Source organism: Acidovorax temperans (genome assembly GCF_028596105.1).
Lineage (GTDB): Bacteria > Pseudomonadota > Gammaproteobacteria > Burkholderiales > Burkholderiaceae_C > Acidovorax > Acidovorax temperans.
Genome location: NZ_CP117193.1, coordinates 22,483 through 41,945, shown reverse-complemented (window position 1 = coordinate 41,945; position 19,463 = coordinate 22,483). Strand labels below are relative to the sequence as shown.

18 protein-coding genes are annotated in these 19,463 nt (G+C 63.7%); 5 read left to right on the top strand and 13 right to left on the bottom strand.

The features are described from left to right. Window positions 1-10: 10 nt before the first annotated feature. The 6 genes from PQV96_RS00185 to sucC all read right to left on the bottom strand — a co-directional run bounded on the left by PQV96_RS00185 (window position 11) and on the right by sucC (window position 8,739). Window positions 11-2,263: a CHASE2 domain-containing protein gene (locus PQV96_RS00185; RefSeq protein ID WP_273624197.1), complete on the bottom strand. Its 2,253-nt coding sequence runs from the start codon at window positions 2,261-2,263 to the stop codon at window positions 11-13. 54 nt (window positions 2,264-2,317) lie between these two features. Further along, window positions 2,318-2,968: an FHA domain-containing protein gene (locus PQV96_RS00180; protein ID WP_207373571.1), complete on the bottom strand. Its 651-nt coding sequence runs from the start codon at window positions 2,966-2,968 to the stop codon at window positions 2,318-2,320. A gap of 43 nt (window positions 2,969-3,011) precedes the next feature. Continuing rightward, complete coding sequence (locus PQV96_RS00175) at window positions 3,012-3,800, bottom strand: Stp1/IreP family PP2C-type Ser/Thr phosphatase (RefSeq protein WP_273624196.1); 789 nt, start codon at window positions 3,798-3,800, stop codon at window positions 3,012-3,014. 15 nt (window positions 3,801-3,815) lie between these two features. Further along, the gene (locus PQV96_RS00170) at window positions 3,816-6,371 is read right to left on the bottom strand and encodes a CHASE2 domain-containing serine/threonine-protein kinase (protein ID WP_273624195.1); all 2,556 of its coding nucleotides are present in this window, start codon (window positions 6,369-6,371) and stop codon (window positions 3,816-3,818) included. A 295-nt stretch (window positions 6,372-6,666) separates the two neighbouring features. Then, window positions 6,667-7,563, bottom strand: coding sequence for a succinate--CoA ligase subunit alpha (sucD, locus tag PQV96_RS00165; protein ID WP_207373569.1), 897 nt, complete (start codon window positions 7,561-7,563; stop codon window positions 6,667-6,669). A 15-nt stretch (window positions 7,564-7,578) separates the two neighbouring features. Then, the gene (gene sucC / locus PQV96_RS00160) at window positions 7,579-8,739 is read right to left on the bottom strand and encodes an ADP-forming succinate--CoA ligase subunit beta (protein ID WP_207373568.1); all 1,161 of its coding nucleotides are present in this window, start codon (window positions 8,737-8,739) and stop codon (window positions 7,579-7,581) included. 206 nt (window positions 8,740-8,945) lie between these two features. Here sucC and argC point away from each other — a divergent pair, with 206 nt between their 5' ends. After that, entirely contained in the window at window positions 8,946-9,878 is a 933-nt protein-coding gene (gene argC / locus PQV96_RS00155) for an N-acetyl-gamma-glutamyl-phosphate reductase (RefSeq protein WP_273624194.1), read from the top strand. A gap of 45 nt (window positions 9,879-9,923) precedes the next feature. Here argC and recX read toward each other — a convergent pair whose 3' ends face one another. Together recX and recA are read right to left on the bottom strand one after the other, a co-directional pair. After that, a complete protein-coding gene (recX, locus tag PQV96_RS00150) occupies window positions 9,924-10,382 on the bottom strand; it encodes a recombination regulator RecX (protein ID WP_273624193.1) in 459 nt (152 codons plus the stop codon). Window positions 10,383-10,676: 294 nt separating this feature from the next. Further along, window positions 10,677-11,747, bottom strand: coding sequence for a recombinase RecA (gene recA / locus PQV96_RS00145; protein ID WP_044395078.1), 1,071 nt, complete (start codon window positions 11,745-11,747; stop codon window positions 10,677-10,679). Window positions 11,748-11,927: 180 nt separating this feature from the next. On the opposite strand from recA, the gene PQV96_RS00140 reads away from it, so the two are divergent. Continuing rightward, complete coding sequence (locus PQV96_RS00140) at window positions 11,928-12,425, top strand: MarR family winged helix-turn-helix transcriptional regulator (protein WP_044395080.1); 498 nt, start codon at window positions 11,928-11,930, stop codon at window positions 12,423-12,425. A 126-nt stretch (window positions 12,426-12,551) separates the two neighbouring features. Further along, window positions 12,552-13,475, top strand: coding sequence for an N-formylglutamate amidohydrolase (locus tag PQV96_RS00135; protein WP_420482174.1), 924 nt, complete (start codon window positions 12,552-12,554; stop codon window positions 13,473-13,475). A gap of 48 nt (window positions 13,476-13,523) precedes the next feature. Here PQV96_RS00135 and PQV96_RS00130 read toward each other — a convergent pair whose 3' ends face one another. Continuing rightward, window positions 13,524-13,769: a hypothetical protein gene (locus PQV96_RS00130; RefSeq protein WP_207373564.1), complete on the bottom strand. Its 246-nt coding sequence runs from the start codon at window positions 13,767-13,769 to the stop codon at window positions 13,524-13,526. A 203-nt stretch (window positions 13,770-13,972) separates the two neighbouring features. Between PQV96_RS00130 and PQV96_RS00125 the strand changes: the two genes are divergently transcribed. Beyond that, the gene (locus PQV96_RS00125) at window positions 13,973-14,647 is read left to right on the top strand and encodes a response regulator (RefSeq protein ID WP_044395087.1); all 675 of its coding nucleotides are present in this window, start codon (window positions 13,973-13,975) and stop codon (window positions 14,645-14,647) included. Window positions 14,648-14,849: 202 nt separating this feature from the next. Next, the gene (locus tag PQV96_RS00120) at window positions 14,850-16,310 is read left to right on the top strand and encodes a sensor histidine kinase (protein WP_142082680.1); all 1,461 of its coding nucleotides are present in this window, start codon (window positions 14,850-14,852) and stop codon (window positions 16,308-16,310) included. Between the two features lie 9 nt (window positions 16,311-16,319). On the opposite strand, the gene PQV96_RS00115 is transcribed toward PQV96_RS00120, so the two are convergent. The 4 genes from PQV96_RS00115 to PQV96_RS00100 all read right to left on the bottom strand — a co-directional run bounded on the left by PQV96_RS00115 (window position 16,320) and on the right by PQV96_RS00100 (window position 19,396). Further along, window positions 16,320-17,066, bottom strand: a complete 747-nt coding sequence (locus tag PQV96_RS00115; RefSeq protein WP_273624191.1) for a DUF6882 domain-containing protein — start codon at window positions 17,064-17,066, stop codon at window positions 16,320-16,322. An 80-nt stretch (window positions 17,067-17,146) separates the two neighbouring features. Next, on the bottom strand, window positions 17,147-17,992 hold the full coding sequence (locus PQV96_RS00110; protein WP_273624190.1) for a GGDEF domain-containing protein: 846 nt from the start codon (window positions 17,990-17,992) through the stop codon (window positions 17,147-17,149). 27 nt (window positions 17,993-18,019) lie between these two features. Next, entirely contained in the window at window positions 18,020-18,382 is a 363-nt protein-coding gene (locus PQV96_RS00105) for a hypothetical protein (RefSeq protein WP_273624188.1), read from the bottom strand. Window positions 18,383-18,652: 270 nt separating this feature from the next. Continuing rightward, on the bottom strand, window positions 18,653-19,396 hold the full coding sequence (locus PQV96_RS00100; protein WP_273624187.1) for a 16S rRNA (uracil(1498)-N(3))-methyltransferase: 744 nt from the start codon (window positions 19,394-19,396) through the stop codon (window positions 18,653-18,655). Between the last annotated feature and the right edge of the window lie 67 nt (window positions 19,397-19,463).

The window sequence follows — 19,463 nt, the reverse complement described above, 5'->3', positions numbered from 1 at the left end:
TTTCCATCCATCATTTGGTATCGAAATGGGTGGCACCCTCCCAATCCGAAGGAGGAGGGCGGGACATCATCTCTTCCAGGCGGGACGCATACAGTGCATAGAGCACAGATTGGGGCGCCTGGTGCCGTAAAGCGGCCAAGCTTTGGCCGCATTGTGCCCAGTCTTGGGCCCGGTAGTGTGCAAGCACTTGCTGCCAGCAGGCCAATTCATCAGCATTCAGCGCAGACGCTTGGCTCTGGTCGGCCAAGGGGGTGTGGATGTTCACACTCTGGGCTTTGCCTTTGACGCGCACACGGTCCAGTTCTTGCCATACAAAGCCTGGTGCCATGCTTCGGGTAAATTCACTGGCGATGATGGCAACGCCGTAGGTCTTGCACAGCCCTTCAAGGCGCGAACCCAGGTTGACCGCATCGCCGATGACGGTGTAGCTCAGACGAATGTTGGAGCCCATGTCACCAACGCACATGAGCCCCGTGTTCAGACCAATGCCAACGCCAATTTCCGGCAAGCCTTGCGCGCGATGTTCCTGGTTGAGTTGCTCGACTGCCCGGGCCATGCCCAGAGCCGCGCGCACAGCGCAGGCAGCGTGGTCTTGTGCAGGCACAGGAGCGCCCCAGAAGGCCATCACGCAGTCGCCCATGTATTTATCGATGGTGCCCCGCTCACCCTGGATGACTTCGGTCAGCCGCGTGAACACCCGGTTCAAAAGCGCTTGCAGTTGCAGCGGGGGCATGCATTCAGACAGGGCCGTGAAGCCTCGCATGTCGCAGAACATCACCGTGAGTTCCCGACTGTCTGCTTGCATGCTGTAGTGCTCGGGATGCTTGAGCATCTCATCCACCAGTGGGGGCGGAACGTAAGAGCGAAAACGCGAAGCCAGAGCGCGTTTGGCCCGGCTTTCAAACAAGTAGCCATGGGCGATGTTGACCGCTGTGGCTGTGAATACCAGCGCAAGGGCGGTTGCCAACGGCATTGCCAGCCCGTGCGTCCGAAACAACCAGAAATTGAGCAGGGTCAGAGCGAGGAACACCGCTGCGCTCAGCAACAACGCGGGGCCAGCCGGCAGCACTGACAGCCCAAACGCAAGAACCAGCCCCACCATCAAAAGCTGAAGAACATCGAAACCGCGTGCGTAATCTGGGATAGCGATAGTGCTGCCGTCCATCAGTGCCGTCAGCATGCTGGCATGGGCTTCTACGCCGGGATACACCGGGCCTACCGGGGTCGTACGCACATCTTGCAGCCCCGGGGCCGAGGTGCCGATCAAGACGGCTTTGTCCGCCAGGGTACCTTCCGCTATTTTTCCTTCCAGCAAGTCGCTGGCAGAAATGTAGGCATAGGAACCGCCCTCGGGGCCGCCGGGGCCGCGGAAAGGGATGAGCATGGCCAGCCGTTCATCCACGGGCAAAGCCATGCGGCGCGTGCCGTCTACCAAGACCACGCTTTCCAGTGTGTCATGGGTGCCGAGAGAAGCCGTCGCCGGAAAGCCGGGCTCCACGGTGGGCCCGCCCATCATGGCGCGAAACATGGCCAGAGCCAACGACTCGTAATACTGGCCCTGGTATTCGGCCAGCAGTGGCAAGCTGCGAACGACCCCATCGCTGTCGCTGATGGTGTTGAAGAACCCAGCCTGAGCGGCAGCCTGATTCAATTCGCTGAGATTGGCTCCGTAACCATTCCAGGTGGTGGCTGCCAACGGCCTGCCGCGCAGCTGGGCGCCAGTCACCACCGGCAGAGGGAGCGCACCTTGGGTATGCCCCTGCCGATCACTGGTGAAGTAGTAGCCCAGCACCGCCGCATGACCATGAAGGCTGCGAGCAAACAAGGCATCGTGGTCGAGGGAAGGGGCCAAACGAGCCAGTTGCTCGGCAAAGCCAGGAGTTTTGGCCAAGGGCCCTCGCTCCAAGGCGCGCAGGGATGCCAGCCCGGAGCTGTTGTCGCGCTCGGCAAACACCACATCAAAGCCCACCACAGACACACGCTGGCGTGCGAACAATTCTTGGGTCAGGTCTGCGAGTTTGTCTCGGCCCCAGGGCCAGCGCCCGATGCGATCGATGCTTTTTTCATCGATGTCCACAATAACGATGCGCTCGTCAAGGGTTCGCGACATCCCCAGGCGCAGGCGGGCGTCGTAGATGAACTGGTCCAGCCGCTCCAGCAGCGGCAGGGGCATGGCGGCCGAAACATGCAAAAGCGCCAGTGCCAGCGGAATCAACGTGAGCAGCACGCGGCGCCAGCGGCGAAACAACAGGGAGCTGCGCATGGGCTCAACTGACCAAGCCCGGGCAAGGAGCCAGAGGCCAGGCCGTCACATCGGTCAGGTTTGCTCGAACTGCATTTCGGTGCCCGCGAGTTCCAGCTTGTCGCCGCTCTTGAGCGGGACAGGGGTGGAGCCAATCGCCACGCCATTGAGCAGAGGCATGTCCGGGCCTTCCACATGGGCCAGCACGAAGCCCTGAATGCGCTTGGTGATGGACGCCACGGCAACACCGGGTTTGCCGATGGTGGTAACCACCTTGTGCAAGGCGACTTCACGGCCAGCCGCTGCGCCCGAGAGCACCCGGATGACGGCATTCATAGGGGCAGGAGGCGCGACCACACCACCGGGCCTTGCCGCCGCATTCAGCGCCGGAGCCATTCCCGGCTTAAACACCATGGTCTTCTCGAAGTTCTGGGCGTCTGCATCTTGCAAGAAGCGAATCTTGTATTTGCCCACCTCGATGGTATCGCCGTTGCGCAGTTCCTGGCGCTTGACTGCCTTGGCGTTGACGTAGGTGCCGTTCGTGCTCCCCAGGTCTTCAATCTCGACACCATCAGGCATCATGTGGATGGCCGCGTGTTCGCCGCTCACCGCCAGGTTGTCGATCACGATGTCGTTGTACGGGCGGCGGCCCAGCGTGGTGCGCTCTTTGGTGAGTTGCACTTCTTTGATGACGACGCCGTCGATCGAAACGATCATTCTGGGCATGATGATCTACTCCTGATTTGATGATTTGTTATGTTGCTGTCCGTCAGGCAGAGCCCAAAAGACGGGACATGAGGCTGCGTTTTTTTCCTCCGGCAGCAGCCTGCACCAGCAATACACTGACGTTATCACGACCGCCGTGGGCGTTGGCCGTGTCAATGAGCAGCCCTGCTTTTTCTTCCAGAGAGCCAGGCGTGCGCAGCAAATCTGCCAGCTCTTCGTCGTTGACCATGTCGGTCAAACCGTCAGAGCACATCACAAACAGGTCGCTGGGCGCCACTTGAAATTCGTTCACTTCCATTTGCACATGCGGCTCTACGCCCAACGCGCGGGTGACCAAATTGCGGTTGGACGACGCAGCTGCCTGCTCCCGGGTCAATATGCCTGCATCGACCTGTTCCTGCAACCAGGAATGGTCTCGCGTGATTTGCTGCAAAACCCCTGCGCGCAAGCGGTAGCAGCGTGAATCCCCGATATGGCCGAGGATGAGGCGATCGCACTGAAAAACGCCCACCACCAACGTGGTACCCATGCCGGAGTACTGCGGGTTGGACAGCGAAGCGCCCAAAATGGCATGGTTGGCGTTTTCCACACACAACTCCAGCGCCCGCCGCACATCCGTGGCGGGGGGCGTAGTCCCGGCCTGGGCCAGCCAGCGACCCATTTCCGTGCCAATGTAGGTAATGGCCATTCCGCTGGCAATTTCGCCCGCGTTGTAGCCGCCCATGCCGTCAGCCAAGACGGCCACCTGGGCTTCCCGATCGACAGCCACTGCGTCTTCATTGTTGGCGCGCACGCGCCCCCGGTCGGTTTGGGCGAAAAATTCGTATGTCATGGATTGGGAAGCGCGTCATCCCACAGGGGCAGCCACAGGCCTGGATGCTGGGCTTTGTTGCTGTGGGTGCTCCAGCACCGTGGTTTTTGTCAGCAACATGTTTTGCTCTGCAGGGGGGCGGTCTGGATCATAGACGACTGCCGCAGTTACTTCGCCAATACTTTGTTGCAGAGCGTTGTCCATGGCGTGCGTAAGCGCTTGCGCCAGCTGCGCACCTGTCTGGTAACGGTCCTCGGGCCGCTTGTTCAACGCCTTGGCCACCAGTGCTGCTACGGCCTCGGGCAAGTCGGGGCGCAGCGTGCGAACATCTGGCGCTGGCACATGGACGATCTTGTGCATGAGCTCTGGCATCGACTCGGCTCGCAGCGGCAATGCGCCCGTGAGCAGCTGGAACAAGGTCACACCCAACGCGTACAGATCTGTTCGCCCATCCACCTTGGCCCCACACAGCTGTTCAGGCGACATGAAGCTGGGCGTGCCCAGCACGATGCCCGTGCGCGTCTTGCTCGCATCGGTAATACGGGCTACTCCAAAATCCATCACCTTCACCGTGTCGGTGGCAGGGTCCCACATGATGTTCGCGGGTTTGACATCGCGATGCACGACATGGTGTGCATGGGCATAGTCCAAGGCACTTGCTACCCGAGCGCCAATGGCCAACACCTGCGCCACCGGCAATAGGTGGGGGGTTTGAGTGAAAGCGGTCAGGTCCGTGCCGGCCACGAACTCCATCGCGATGTAGGCGAGCCCCTGCGCTTCCCCAGAGCCATCAATGGTCACGATGTTCGGGTGCTCCAACCGCCCTGCGGCTTCCGCCTCTTTGAAAAAACGTTCGCGTGCATCCACCAGCGCAGCCCCCTCAAACTCCTGGTGCAGGGCCAAGGTTTTGATCGCCACCATTCGGCCTGAGCGCAAGTCTCGCCCCTGGTAGACGACCCCCATCGCGCCCTTGCCCAACTCGTGCTTGAGCTCATAGTGCGCAAATGCACCGGAGGCCTTTTGGCGCGGCAGCGTTTCTTGCACGGCGGCAGGCAGCGACGAAGCACCTTCGCCAAAGCTACTGCCAGCGCCATGGCCTGGCGAAATGCCTGCCTGGGCCAGCAAGTGGGTCTTGGCATGGCGGTAGCGTGCGCGCGCATCTTTGTATTCGGCATCGCGATGCACCAGATGCTTGAACACCTTCTTGGCCAGAGCAAAGTCTTTTTTGCGCTCAAAGTCCTTGCCCAGGTGGTAGAGGTTTTCCTTCAATGCGTCGCTGGTCGGCAATAACTTGAAGCGCTCAAAGGCCTGCAGCAACTCACCACGACCATGCAGGGCCAGCGCCATCATGCGCTCGGCATCGGCTGAGCCTTGCGGCACTTCACCCGGCGTTCGTTTTGGTAATGCAGCCCAAATACTGCACAGCAACTGCCCCCACAGCACCACTGCGGCGGCGGCCACAAGAGGCACCATATGCAAGGCGCGTTGCAACCACCACCATTGCATGGCCAGCAGCAACGTGGCCAGCCCCAGTGCAACGCCCCAAGCCGCTCTTGTGCGCAAACCGGGCAGCGCCACAACCACCAAAGCCATGGCGACCACCGCACCCCATGCCAGGGTGTGGGCCCAGTTCGGAGCCGTCACGGAGCGGGCCACACGCAATCCGACCAAGGTCTGGGCCACCACATCGGATGTGTGCAAAGACGAGCCACCCGGTACGGTCCACACAGCAGCTTGCGGCCCTGCCGTCATTCCTACCACCACGGTCTTGTCGCGCAGGGCTGCGGGTGGCACTTTGTTAGCCACCACATCGGCTGCCGCCAACCGAGGCAGGGCTGCGCCGAATACAGGGCGCATCACCGCACCCGCATCCACCCCCACCGCCAAGCTGCCCAGCAGCAGACCAGGGCTGGAACTGCCGCCTCTCCAAGAAATATCTTCGGCGCTGAGATGCAACACACGCTGGGCGGCCAGCAGCGCAAGCGCAGGCACTCCCACGTTATCGTGGCTTAGTACCAGAGGCACCTGCCGGAGAATGCCATCGCTGTCAGCCCTCCATTGCAAATGCCCCACCCCTGCAGCAGCCTCCGCAAAAGGCCCCATCTGCACAGGCACCATGGCTGGCCCACGACCGCCAAGGGCTGCCAATGTACTGCGATAAAAAGCCGGTGGCAGTGAAGCGGCTGGCCCTTTGTCCGCAAATACCGCTGGCCAGATCACATTTTGGGCCTGGGCAATGCTGCTCACCAGCGCTTGTGCATCGGTCGGCGTGGCAGGCGGGTCCAATGGCACGGCATACACCACGGTGCTGGCGCCAACCTGGGCCAAGCGGTCAATCAATGCGGCATGGTTGTCATAGGTCCAGTTACCACCAGCGGCTGCCAAGCTACGGGCATCAATGTCCACCAGCACCGCCTCGCTCATCGCGCCGGGCGAAGCGTGGGCCACAGCAGTGTCGTACAAGATCTGCTGGGCCTGAGGCAACACTCCCGCAAGCCACAAGCCTCCCGTCAAAGCCAGGGCCGTGGCGGCGCTGATCCATCCTGTCCACCGCCTTGGTTCTGCCCTGCGCTCCGGTAATTTTCTGGCCACTGCAATCTACGTTCAACTCTGTGAGTGGATGTAAAAAGCAAAAATTAAGCCCATTCGCCGCACGGCGGATAGATGCTCCCCCACCAGCTTTGCCAGGGCGCCCGACACTCTGGCGGTGCCGCTCTTTGTCGCCTGCCACCCTCGTAGCGACAAATTTGTCACACCAATCTCTCAAGCTTGTCCGAGTATCGAGGTCTGCCTGAACAGCAAAAAAAAGCACCCGCGACCAAACGGTGGCGGGTGCGATCAACGGTACTTGGCAGGCCAACCCATGGGCTGGCCTGGAACCGCTGGATTACTTCAGCTGGGCCTTGAGCAATTTGCCCAGTTCCGAAGGGTTGCGGGTGATGACGAAACCCGACTCTTCCATGATGGCCAGCTTGGCGTCAGCCGTGTCGGCACCGCCAGAGATCAGCGCGCCAGCGTGGCCCATGCGCTTGCCGGGAGGGGCTGTGACGCCTGCGATGAAGCCCACAACAGGCTTCTTCATGTTGGCCTTGCACCACTGGGCAGCTTCGGCTTCGTCTGGACCGCCGATTTCGCCGATCATGATCACAGCGTCGGTGTCGGGGTCGTCGTTGAAGGCCTTCATCACGTCGATGTGCTTGAGCCCGTTGATCGGGTCGCCACCAATGCCCACGGCGGTGGACTGGCCCAGGCCCACTTCCGTCAGCATGGCCACGGCTTCGTACGTCAGCGTGCCCGAACGGGACACCACGCCGATACGGCCCTTGCGGTGGATGTGGCCGGGCATGATGCCGATCTTGATTTCGTCAGGCGTGATCAGGCCGGGGCAGTTGGGGCCCAGCAGCAGGGTCTTCTTACCGCCAGCAGCTTCCTTGGCCTTCATCTTGTTGCGCACCATCAGCATGTCCTTGACTGGAATGCCTTCGGTAATGCAAATGGCCATGTCCAGGTCGGCTTCCACAGCTTCCCAGATGGCGTCAGCAGCACCTGCTGGAGGCACGTAGATCACCGACACGGTGGCGCCGGTTTGCTGCGCAGCTTCCTTCACGGAGGCGTAGATCGGGATGTTGAAGATCGACTCGCCAGCCTTCTTGGGGTTCACGCCAGCGACAAAGCAGTTCTTGCCGTTTGCGTATTCCTGGCACTTTTCAGTGTGGAACTGGCCAGTCTTGCCCGTGATACCCTGGGTGATGACCTTGGTGTCTTTGTTGATGTAGATCGACATGTATGTTCTCCGGGCTTACTTGACGGCAGCAACGATCTTGGTCGCGGCTTCGGCCATGGTGTCTGCAGCGATGATGGGCAGGCCGGACTCGGCCAGCATCTTCTTGCCCAGCTCTTCATTCGTGCCCTTCATGCGCACGACCAGCGGCACGTTCAGGTTCACGGCCTTGCAAGCGGTGATCACGCCGGTGGCGATGGTGTCGCACTTCATGATGCCGCCGAAGATGTTGACCAGAATGCCCTTGACCTTGGGGTTCTTCAGCATGATCTTGAAGGCTTCGGTGACCTTCTCGGGGGTAGCACCGCCGCCCACGTCCAGGAAGTTGGCGGGCTCGCCGCCGAACAGCTTGATGGTGTCCATGGTGGCCATGGCCAGGCCGGCGCCGTTCACCAGGCAGCCGATGTTGCCGTCCAGGCTGATGTAGGCCAGGTCGAACTTGGAGGCTTCCACTTCGGCCGGATCTTCTTCGTCCAGGTCGCGCAGGGCCACGATTTCGGGGTGGCGGAAGAGGGCGTTGGCGTCGAAATTGAACTTGGCGTCCAGGGCCATCAGATTGCCCTTGGAGTCACAGTTCAGCGGGTTGATTTCCACCAGCGACGCGTCGGTGTCCATGTAGCACTTGTAGAGCTTGGCGAAGATGTCCACGGCCTGGTCGATGGAAGCGCCGGTCAGGCCGATGGCGGCGGCGACCTTGCGGCTCTGCGCTTCGGTGATGCCAACCAGAGGATCGATCATTTCGGTAACGATCTTCTCGGGCGTGGAGTGAGCCACTTCTTCGATGTCCATGCCGCCTTCGCTCGAAGCGATCAGGGCCACCTTCTGCGTGGCGCGGTCGGTCACCAGCGAAACGTACAGTTCGTTCTTGATGTCGGCGCCGTCTTCGATGTACAGGCGGCGGACCTTCTGGCCTTCAGGGCCGGTCTGGTGCGTGACCAGCTGCATGCCCAGGATTTGTTCAGCCAGCTTCTTGACGTCATCGATGGTCTTGGCAACCTTCACGCCGCCGCCCTTGCCACGGCCACCGGCGTGGATCTGGGCCTTGACCACCCACACGGGGCCGCCGAGCTTTTGTGCAGCTTCCACGGCTTCTTGCACCGTGAAAGCGGGAATGCCGCGCGGAACGGGCACACCAAATTGACGCAAGATTTCCTTGCCTTGGTATTCGTGAATCTTCATGAGGTCTCTCTCAGGGAAGGATGGTAGTTACCCGTTTGCCATGAACAGATTGTCTGGCCGCGGGCTTGGGACATGGCAACCTGCGACTGTATCATGCTGCAACGCACCATCCTTGTGGGAAACTTACGGCCCCCACGCACCCGGGCAAGTCATACAGGGCAGGCGCCTGTCGCAGCCCCCTCTCTTTTTCGCAGGAGCACACCCCCATGTCCAAAGTCTTTATCGATGGCGAAGCCGGCACCACGGGCCTGCAGATCCGTGAACGCCTGCAAGCCATGCCGCAAATCGAGCTGGTAAGCATTGCCCCCGAACTGCGCAAAGACCCCGCCGCCAAGCGCGACCTGATTGCGGACGTGAACCTGGTGGTGCTGTGCCTGCACGACGACGCAGCCCGCGAGACCGTGGCCATGGTCGATGAGATCGAGCGCAGCACGGGCCGCACGGTGAAAGTGATTGATGCCAGCACCGCGCACCGCACGGCCGATGGCTGGGTGTACGGCTTTCCAGAACTGGCCGCCGCGCAAGCCCAGGCCGTGCGCGGAGCCTCGCGCGTTTCCAACCCTGGCTGCTATGCCACGGGCGCCATCGCACTGCTGCGCCCCTTGGTGGATGCGGGCCTGATTCCTGCCGACTACCCCTTGAGCCTGCCCTCGGTGTCGGGTTACTCGGGTGGCGGCCGCACCATGATCGAAGCCTATGAGGCAGGCACGGCCGCGCCGTACGAAGCCTATGCCCTGGGCCTGGCCCACAAGCACATTCCAGAGATCCTGCGCTACACCGGCCTCACACGCCGCCCGGTGTTCATCCCGGCGGTGGGCAACTTCCGCCAGGGCATGCTGGTGCAACTGCCGCTGCATTTGGACTTGCTGCCCGGCGCGCCCAAGGCCAGCGACCTGCACGACGCGCTCGCCAGCCACTACCGCCGCACCAACACACCCGAACAGTGGGTGAGCGTGCTGCCGCCCACCGATGACTTGAAGCTGGCCGCCGACACGCTGGCTGACACCAACAAGCTGGAGTTGCGCGTGTTTGCCAACGAGCAGTACCGCCAGGCCGTGGCCGTGGCGCGCCTGGACAACCTGGGCAAAGGCGCCAGCGGCGCTGCCGTGCAAAACCTGCAATTGATGTTGGGCGTTTAAAACGCCCCTTGGCGCCGGGCGTGGATGCATTGCGCATCCACGGACTCAATCCTCGTCGCCATCCTCAGTGCCCTGCACCGCACGGCGCACCACGTCGCCAGAAAACCCCCGGGCCAGCAAAAACCGCATGTGCTTGGCTCGGGTTTGCGGGTCTGCTGCAGGCTCGCCAAACTTGCGGCGCCACACCTCGCGGGCACGTTCCAGCTCAGTATCTTGCAGCCGGGCCACGGCTTGCTGCACCGCCTCTGCACCCAAGCCCTTGGCCTGCAGCTCTTGCCGGATGCGCGCCGAGCCCAAGCGGCTGGCGCGCCGGTTCAACACCGATTCGACCACCCGCTCCTCGCTGATGAAGCCCTTGGCCTGCAGGCCATCGAGCACCGCATTCAAATCCTCGCCCTCTTGCACATGGGGGCCGAGCTTGCGCTGCAACTCGGCCCGTGAATGCTCCCGCTGGCTCAGCAAGCGCAGCGCGCGACCCGTGAGCGATAGCGTGGTGAAACCCATGGCAGATGGAATGCTTCGGTTTTGATAGCTGCCAGCGCTTGATTGGCAAGCGCTGGCAGGCTATTTGAATCAAAAACTCAGGCGCAGCCGCTCACTCACCAGCAGCAGCAGGAGCCTGCAGCGCGCCGGGCAACAGGGCAATGCCCAAGCCTTCGCGCACCTTGTTCTAGTGAAACTGCGGTCCACTCGGCTTACGCCTCGTCCGCAGCACTGGCTGCCGCCAATGCCGCAGGCAACAGGGCGATGCCCAGTTGCTCACGGACCTTGTTTTAGTGAAACTGCGGTCCACTCGGCTTACGCCTCGTCTGCAGCACTGGCTGCCGCCAATGCCGCAGGCAACAGGGCGATGCCCAGTTGCTCACGGACCTTGTTTTCAATCTCATGCGCCAGGTCGGGGTTCTCGCGCAGAAACTCGCGGGCGTTGTCGCGGCCCTGGCCGATTTTTTCGCCGTTGTAGGCATACCAGGCACCGCTCTTTTCGATGATCTTGGCGCTCACGCCCATGTCGATGATCTCGCCCTCGCGGCTGATGCCCTCGCCAAACAGGATGTCGAACTCCGCCGTCTTGAAGGGGGGGCTGACCTTGTTCTTGACCACCTTCACCTTGGTTTCGTTGCCGATGGCTTCGTCGCCCTTCTTGATGGTGCCGGTGCGGCGAATGTCCAGACGCACCGAGGCGTAGAACTTCAGCGCATTGCCGCCCGTGGTGGTTTCGGGGCTGCCGAACATCACACCGATCTTCATGCGGATCTGGTTGATGAAGATGACCGTGCAGTTGGTCTTCTTGATCGTGGCAGTGAGCTTGCGCAGCGCCTGGCTCATCAGGCGGGCCTGCAGGCCGGGCAGGGCGTCGCCCATTTCGCCTTCGATTTCGGCCTTGGGGGTGAGCGCAGCCACCGAGTCCACCACGATCAAATCGACAGCGCCCGAGCGCACCAGGCTGTCCACAATCTCCAGCGCCTGCTCGCCGGTGTCGGGCTGGCTGATGAGCAGGTCAGACAGTTGCACGCCCAGCTTCTGGGCGTATTGCACATCCAGCGCATGTTCGGCATCCACAAACGCGCAGGTGCCGCCCTGCTTTTGCATCTCGGCAATCACCTGCAGCGTCAGGGTGGTCTTGCCCGACGACTCAGGGCCATAGATTTCGATCACACGGCCACGGGGCAGGCCACCCACGCCCAGCGCAATGTCCAGGCCCAGCGAGCCAGTGGAAACCACCTGGATGTCCTCAATGGCCTCGCCTTCACCCAGGCGCATGATGGTGCCCTTGCCAAACTGCTTCTCAATCTGCGCCAGCGCTGCGGCCAAGGCCTTGGCCTTTTCGGTGTTCACGGGCAGGGCGGGGTTGGTACCTTTGACGTCCATGGAAGGGCTCCTGAATAAAACGAAGTGATCGGTGGGCCAGTGATCAAAATACTGTTATTAACAACAGCACTGGCTGCTTGACCAGTAATGTAGATGCGCAAAATGACCAAGTAAACAATTTTTTAGTCAGTTTGCCTTACCATCTACCAACCCCCTCCAGATACCGACTGGCAGCCCACCATGCACCCCACGCCCCCCGGCACCACCCCGCCTGACGATGCCTGGCGCCAGACCCACCTGGGCCGGCTGCTGGGCCACGCCATGCGGCGCTTTGATGCACGGGTGCTGCAGCTCATGGCGCGCAATGTGGAAGTGCCCCTGGCCCTGTCCAACCTGGCCGCACGCGACCAGGTGGGCGCCGCGCACATCCACCTCACGCGGCACTTGTCCCTGGGGGGCGACCGGCTGACCGACCTGGCCCAGCGAGCGGGCATGACCAAGCAATCCATGGCGCAGCTGGTAGACCAGTGCGAGGCCTGGGGCCTGGTCACCCGCGGGCCCGACCCGCACGATGCCCGGGCGCGCCGCGTGCTGTTCACCCCCACCGGACTGGCGTGGCTGCAAGGGTTTCGGGATGCGGTAACGCAGGCCGAAGCAGAGTTCCGCGCCGAAGTGGGCAACGACGTTGCCACCGTGGTGGCGATTGGACTGGAGGCCTATGCGGGGGGCAGCGACTGACCCATGCCCCCCAACTAACCCCATCACCCCCCCTGGCCACAAACCGGCATACTGGGCAACACAGTCCATGCCCCAATGCCGGTCCGGGCGGCCCGGCCAGCCACCCCCACCCACACAGCCTTGCCTATGCATGCAGCCTTCCCATTGATGCACCCACCCCTCCAGCAAGCCCAGCCCGGTGCCACCGGCACGCCTGGGCAGCCCGCCATGGTCAGCACCGTACCCGGCACCACGCCCCTGGTGTTTGACTCGCCCCACAGCGGCACCCATTACCCGGCCGACTTCCGCTCCGCCTGCAGCCTGCCCACCCTGCGCCGCGCCGAAGACACGCACGTCGAAAAAATCTACGCCTTCGCCCCCGCCCTGGGCGTGGCCTGGGTCGAGGCCCACTTCCCCCGCATCTACCTGGACGCCAACCGCGACACCCTGGAGCTGGACACCACCCTGCTCGACGCCCCCTGGCCCGACGCAGTCGCAACAGACCCCGCCGTGCTGAACAAAGTGCGCCTGGGCAAGGGCCTGATCTGGAAGTTCACCGACGAAGGCGAAGCCATCTACGACCGCCTGCTCAGCGTAGACGAGGTGCGCGCCCGCATCGACCGCTGCTGGCGTCCTTACCACGCCGCCGTGGCCCAGGCCATAGACGCCGCCCACGCGCGCCACGGCTACAGCATCCACATCAACTGCCACTCCATGCCCGCCATCTCGGCCAGCCACGCCACCGACTTTCCGGGCCTGGTGCACGCCGACTTTGTGGTGGGCGACCGCGACGGCACCACCGCCAGCCCCGCCCTGTCGGCCCTGGTGTGCGACCACTTGCGAGAGCGCGGCTACAGCGTGGAATACAACCACCCCTACAAAGGCGTGGAACTGGTGCGCCGCTACAGCGCCCCCGCCCAGCACCGCCACAGCATCCAGCTGGAGATCAACCGCAAGCTGTACATGGACGAAGGCACGCTGGCGATCCACCCGGAGGGCATGGCGCGGCTGCAGGCGGATTTAAAGGCGTTGACGGAGAAGTTGTTGGCGACGGATCCGCGCGGGGGTTAAGGCGGCTCAAATGCCCAGTTGGAGCACGTCAAAGGACGAAAGAAGAATTCATTTAACCGTCGCCTTGTGCTTCTTGTGATCGCCACGAACCATCTTTCCCTCTTGCACGAGAAGACCAAGTAGGCTCCATGACAGGTAGTCTTTCGAGCCACCTAAGTAGTTGCTCTGCAATCCCAGGGTTTTCGCCGTGTCGGAATTCGTGATGCCATCGGGGTTGGCTTGAGCGAGCTCTAAAACAGCAGACTTGAGTAGTTCGAGTGCGACTTGCGCCTTTTCGACGGACCCAAATGGCACGACAGCCGCGAGAACATCTCAATCATGCAAGATATTCAAGACATTGAAGTCTTGCCAGAAAACTCTTGATGTGCGAAGCACAACCGAATGGTTGTAGCGAACTAACCGGCCCCCAATAGCTCCACGTTCGCCGCCCTAAAATCCACAAAACTATGCAGCCTGCGAAGTCTGAGCAGCGCTGTCCACGCCCCAGGAGACACCCCATGCGCATCCTTATCGCCGAAGACGACCAAGTGCTGGCCGATGGCCTGCTGCGCACGCTGCGGGCTTCGGGGGCGGTGGTGGACCATGTGGCCAGTGGCAGTGAGGCCGATGCGGCGCTCCTGACCAACAACGAGTTTGACCTGCTGATTCTGGACCTGGGCCTGCCCAAGATGCATGGGCTGGAAGTGCTCAAGAAGCTGCGTGGCCGGGGCTCGGCGTTGCCGGTGCTGATCCTCACGGCGGCCGACAGCGTGGAAGAGCGGGTGAAGGGGCTGGACTATGGCGCGGACGACTACATGGCCAAGCCGTTCAGCCTGCAGGAGCTGGAAGCGCGGGTGCGTGCCCTCACGCGCCGGGGCATGGGCGGGGCGAGCAGTGCCATCAAGCACGGGCCGCTGGTGTACGACCAGGCCGGTCGCGTAGCCACCATTGACGGCAAGATGGTGGAGCTGTCGGCCCGCGAGCTGGGCCTGCTGGAGGTGCTGCTGCAGCGCGCCGGCCGCCTGGTGAGCAAGGAGCAGCTGGTGGAGCGCCTGTGCGAGTGGGGCGAAGAGGTGAGCAACAACGCGATTGAGGTTTACATCCACCGCCTGCGCAAGAAGATCGAGAAGGGCCCGATTCGCATTGCCACGGTGCGCGGGCTGGGCTACTGCCTGGAAAAGATCCCTGGATAGGAGGCCCCCCTGAGTCGCTTTGCGCCTTCCCCCCAAGGGGACGCACCCGGTGGCCTGGCAAAGCCAGCTCCACGGGTGCGCTGGCCTGGGCCGCGCCAGTGTCAGCGGCAACGGCGGTACGTAGCCCAGAAGCCCATTGCATCAAAAATGATAGCTGCCAGCGCTTTGCAGACAAGCGCCAAAGGCTAAAAGGCTTTAAATCTTGAAAATCTTCCAGCGCGAGCAGCGCTCCCTCTTCGGCGAAATCCTGGACTGGATGCTGACGCCGCTGCTGCTGCTGTGGCCGGTGAGCCTGGCGCTGACGTGGCTGGTGGCGCAGGGCCTGGCCAACAAGCCGTTTGACCGCGCGCTGGAATACAACGCACACGCCCTGGCCCAGCTGGTGGGCGTGCCCGCAGACGGCGGCAAGGGCGGGGTGCAGTTCAACCTGCCGCAGCCGGCCAGCGAGATCTTGCGCGCAGATGATTCCGACATCGTTTACTACCAGGTGATGGGGCCGGGGGGTGAATTCCTCTCGGGCGAGCGCGAGTTGCCCGAGCCCCCCGCCGAAGAAACCCCCTTGCCCGGCGAAGTGCGCCTGCGCGATGCGGAGCTGCGCGGGGTGGACATTCGCGTGGCCTACATCTGGGTGCGGCTGCCGCTGCAGGGCGGGCCGCTGGCGCTGGTGCAGGTGGCCGAGACGCGCGAAAAGCGCAGCGTGCTGGCCACGGAAATCATCAAGGGCGTGATGCTGCCGCAGTTCGTCATCCTGCCGCTGGCGGTGCTGCTGGTGTGGCTGGCGCTGGCGCGGGGCATTCAGCCGCTGAACCAGCTGGAACAGCGCATTCGCGCGCGCAGCCCCGACGACCTCTCGCCCCTGGACGACCGCACCGTGCCGCTGGAGGTGGCGCCACTGGTGTCGTCGGTGAATGACCTGCTCACGCGGCTGAACGAGTCGCTGGCCACGCAAAAACGCTTTCTGGCCGACGCGGCCCACCAGCTGAAAACGCCGCTGGCGGGGCTGCGCATGCAGGCCGACCTGGCACAGCGCGAGGGCACGAGCACGGAAGAACTCAAGCGCTCGCTGCAGCACATCGGGCGCTCCAGCATCCGCGCCACGCACACCGTGAACCAGTTGCTGGCGCTGGCGCGGGCCGAGGGCAGCGGCGCAGGCATTGCCCGCCAGCCGTGTGATCTGGCCGAACTGACGATCGAGGTGGTGCGCGATTCCGTGCCCCGCGCGATGGACAAGCACATCGACCTGGGCTACGACGGTGCCGAGCCCGGCTCGCCCGGTGTGCAGCTCAGCGGCAACCCCACGCTGCTCAAGGAGCTGGTGCGCAACCTGGTGGACAACGCGATCAACTACACCCCGTCCACCGCCGAAAAGCCGGGCGTGGTCACGGCCCGCGTGCTGGCCGACACCTTTGGCCAGGTGCTGATGCTGCAGGTGGAAGACTCGGGCCCCGGCGTGCCCGAGGCCGAGCGCGAGCTGGTCTTCCAGCCCTTTTACCGGGCTCTGGGCAGCGAGGCCGATGGCTCGGGCCTGGGCCTGCCCATCGTGATGGAGATTGCGGCCAAGCACCATGCCGAGGTGCTGCTGGAAGACGCCCACCCCGGCCAGAACCCACCAGGGGCGCGCTTCAGTGTGCGGTTTCCGGCAGACGCGGAAGAGGCGGGCTGACCCGCCCGCCTACGCAGCGCTGCGGATGCCCATGATGGCCATGAACAGGTAGCCGTTGTCGGTGGGCGCGCGGTACACGCCCTGGGCCTCGAGCACATAGGCGGCCACGCCCGCCAGCTCCCAGGCATCGACCACATCGGCCTTCCACTGCGGCACCACCAGCGGGGCAAAGTGGTGTTCCCGCCCGTATTCGCGCACGGCGCTGATGCGCCCCACCACGTTGGGGTGCAGGTGGAAGTTGGCCCACGACCAGCGCCAGGTGCCGCTGGTGTTCGAGATGGAGCCGATGAACTCCACATCGGCCACCACCGCTGGCACGCCCGCGTTGGAGAAGGTGAGCGTGGCGCTTTCCTGGTCGTAATCCCAGCGCTCGTGGGTGGCCAGCTTGTGTGTGGCGGAGAGCAGCGCCTGGCGTTCGGAGAGCCGTTCATGGCAGGCGGTGACGGCATCCACCCACAGGGCCTGGGTTTCGGAGGACATGGCCTTCACGCTGGCGGCGCGGGCATCTTCGTAGCAGTGGTGGCACACGGCGCGGATGTCGAGCCCGCCTTCATTGCGCTCGTTCCATTCACCCTCTTGCTGGAACAGCCGTTCGCACGCGGCGCACCAGGCATCGGGGTGGGGCTTGTCGGCAGAAGGTGGGTCGCAATACCAGGTCTGCACCGGCTGCTCCAGCAGGTGGGCGCACAGGTAGGTGGCCTCGGCAGGGCCGTGGGTGTCGCACTGGAATTCAGACGGAGAGGTGCTTTCGGTCATGGGAGCGAAGGTGAAAACGGCCAGGGGATAGGTGAGGCGCTGCGAGGCGGCATTGTGGCCCAGCGCCACAGGGGCCCACGCTACCGCATGCCGATGACAGGCATCAACGCAGGCAAGGTGCAGGCACCACGCGGTTGCGCCCCCCCGGCCTTGGCAGCGTAGAGCGCCTGGTCGGCACGCTCCAGGGTGCCCGCCAAGGGATGGGCAGGGGTGTGCCGCGCCAGGCCAATGGACACCGTCACGGTGATGGGCCCATCGCCCTGCGGCACTGGCACCTGCATGGCCTGCACGGCTTGGCGCAAGCGCTCCATCAGGTCCACGGCGTCTGCGGCGGGGGTGTCGCACAGCAGCAGCACAAACTCTTCGCCACCCCAGCGGGCCAGCACATCGGTGTCGCGCACATTGCGGCGCACGGTGTCGGCAAAGCTCTGCAGCACCAGGTCGCCAGCGGCGTGCCCGTGGGTGTCGTTGACGGCCTTGAAGTGGTCAATGTCCAGCTGGGCAATCAGCAGCGGCGAGCTGCTGCGCAGGCTGCGGCGCTGCTCGAGCTGCATGCGATCGAGCATGGCGCGGCGGTTGAGCACGCCGGTCAGGTCGTCGTGCGTGGCCAGCTGGCGGATTTGCTCCAGCGCCCGCGCCAGCTCGGCCTTCTGGCGGCGCAGGTGCTGGCGGGTGGATTGCACGCGGGTGGTGAGGAAGGTGCTGCTGAGCAGCACCACGACCACCATGCCCACGTAGGCTGCAGCGACCACGGTGGGGTAATCAGGCTCGTCGCGCGCGGCCACCACGCCCGATGCCACGCCAAACGCCACCAGGCTGTAGACCAGCACGCCCAGCATCTGCCGGGTGGTGAGCCCGAAGATGCCGAACATGAGGATGATGGCCAGGATGGGCAAGGTGACGCCCCGCGCAGGCCCGGCGATCACAAACGCCGCCGCACAGCAGGTGACGGCTTAGAGGATCTGCGCCAGGGTAAGGGCCGGGTCTTTGAAGCGGCGCGACCAGCCGCTGCGAATGGCTGCGTACACCGCAATCAGCCCCAGCACCGAGCAGGCCGTCCACACGCGCACCTCGAACGTGGAGGCCAGGCCGGCAGCGGCCACAGAGTTCATCACCACCAGGCAGCACACCATCAGCAACGCCGCGAGCCCCGACATGGCCAGGCGGATGCGCTGGCGCTTGTCGGTGGTCAGCATCCAGTCGGCCCAACGGCGGAAATAGGGGCGCAGCTGCAAAGGGGTGTCTCCGTCGCGTGGTCGATAGCGGCACGGCGCTTGGCTGTGCGCGGCGCGCTGCAGCCCTAGGGATGTCCGCATAACTCCCTGCGGTCTGTGATAGCGCGGCCTCGGGCAGTCCACTGCGTTGCTTTTCTTGCCAATAGCCCGGCTATTGGCTGCAAAAAGATGCCTTGTGGCCCATCCCGATCCGCACTATCACCGACTCGCGAGGGTTATGCAGGACATCCCTGGCGGTGCTTGCTACAAATTCTACGGAGCACGGCCCCTAGGGCAAGCAGGGCTTACACCCTGGCGCAACGCCATTCCATGACCGCCTGCGCCGCTGCAAGCGCCAGGTCGATGGACGAATCAGGCCAGCGTGAGGGCCGCGAGGGCGGCCAGCGGTGCGGTTTCGGCCCGCAGAACGCGGGGGCCCAGCGTGGTGGGCGCAAAGCCGTGCTGCACGGCCAGGGCTTCTTCAGCGGCACTCAGGCCGCCTTCAGGGCCCGAGAGGAACCACACCGGGCCCGCCCCGGCCGCGGCCTGCAGCAGGGGGCGCGTGCCTTCGCGCAGCGACAGCAGCAGGCGCAGGGGGGCTGCAGGGTCTGCAGGCGGCTGCGGGTGGGCGCGCACCCAGCCCGCCAAATCCACCGCATCGTGCACCACGGGCACGCGGTTGCGCCCGCATTGTTCGCACGCGGCCACGGCCACGGCCTGCCAGTGGGCGAGCTTCTTGTCGGCCCGTTCACCTTTGAGCTTGAGCACGCTGCGCTCGGCCACCAGCGGGGTGATGCTGGCCACGCCCAGTTCGGTGGCTTTTTCGACCAGCCAGTCCATGCGCTCGTTGGCGGTGATGCCCGCCACCAGGTGGATGGCGCGGGGTGCCTCGCGTTCGATGGCGTGGTGGGCGCCCACCTGCACCCGCACGTCGCTGCGGCCCATGCGCAGCACGGTGGCCTCGAATTCACCGCCAGGGCCGTCGGCCCCACCGTGAAAGAGGGTGATGCCATCGCCCGGCTGTAGGCGCAGCACCTGCACATGGCGCGCAGCGCCGGGGGGCAGGTCGATTTCGGCACCGGGGGCCAGGTTAGCGGGGCAGTGGAAGCGGGGCATCTACTATTACTTTCATAGCTGCCACCGCTTGCTCAATAAGCGCTGGAGGCCAATTTGACTCAAAACC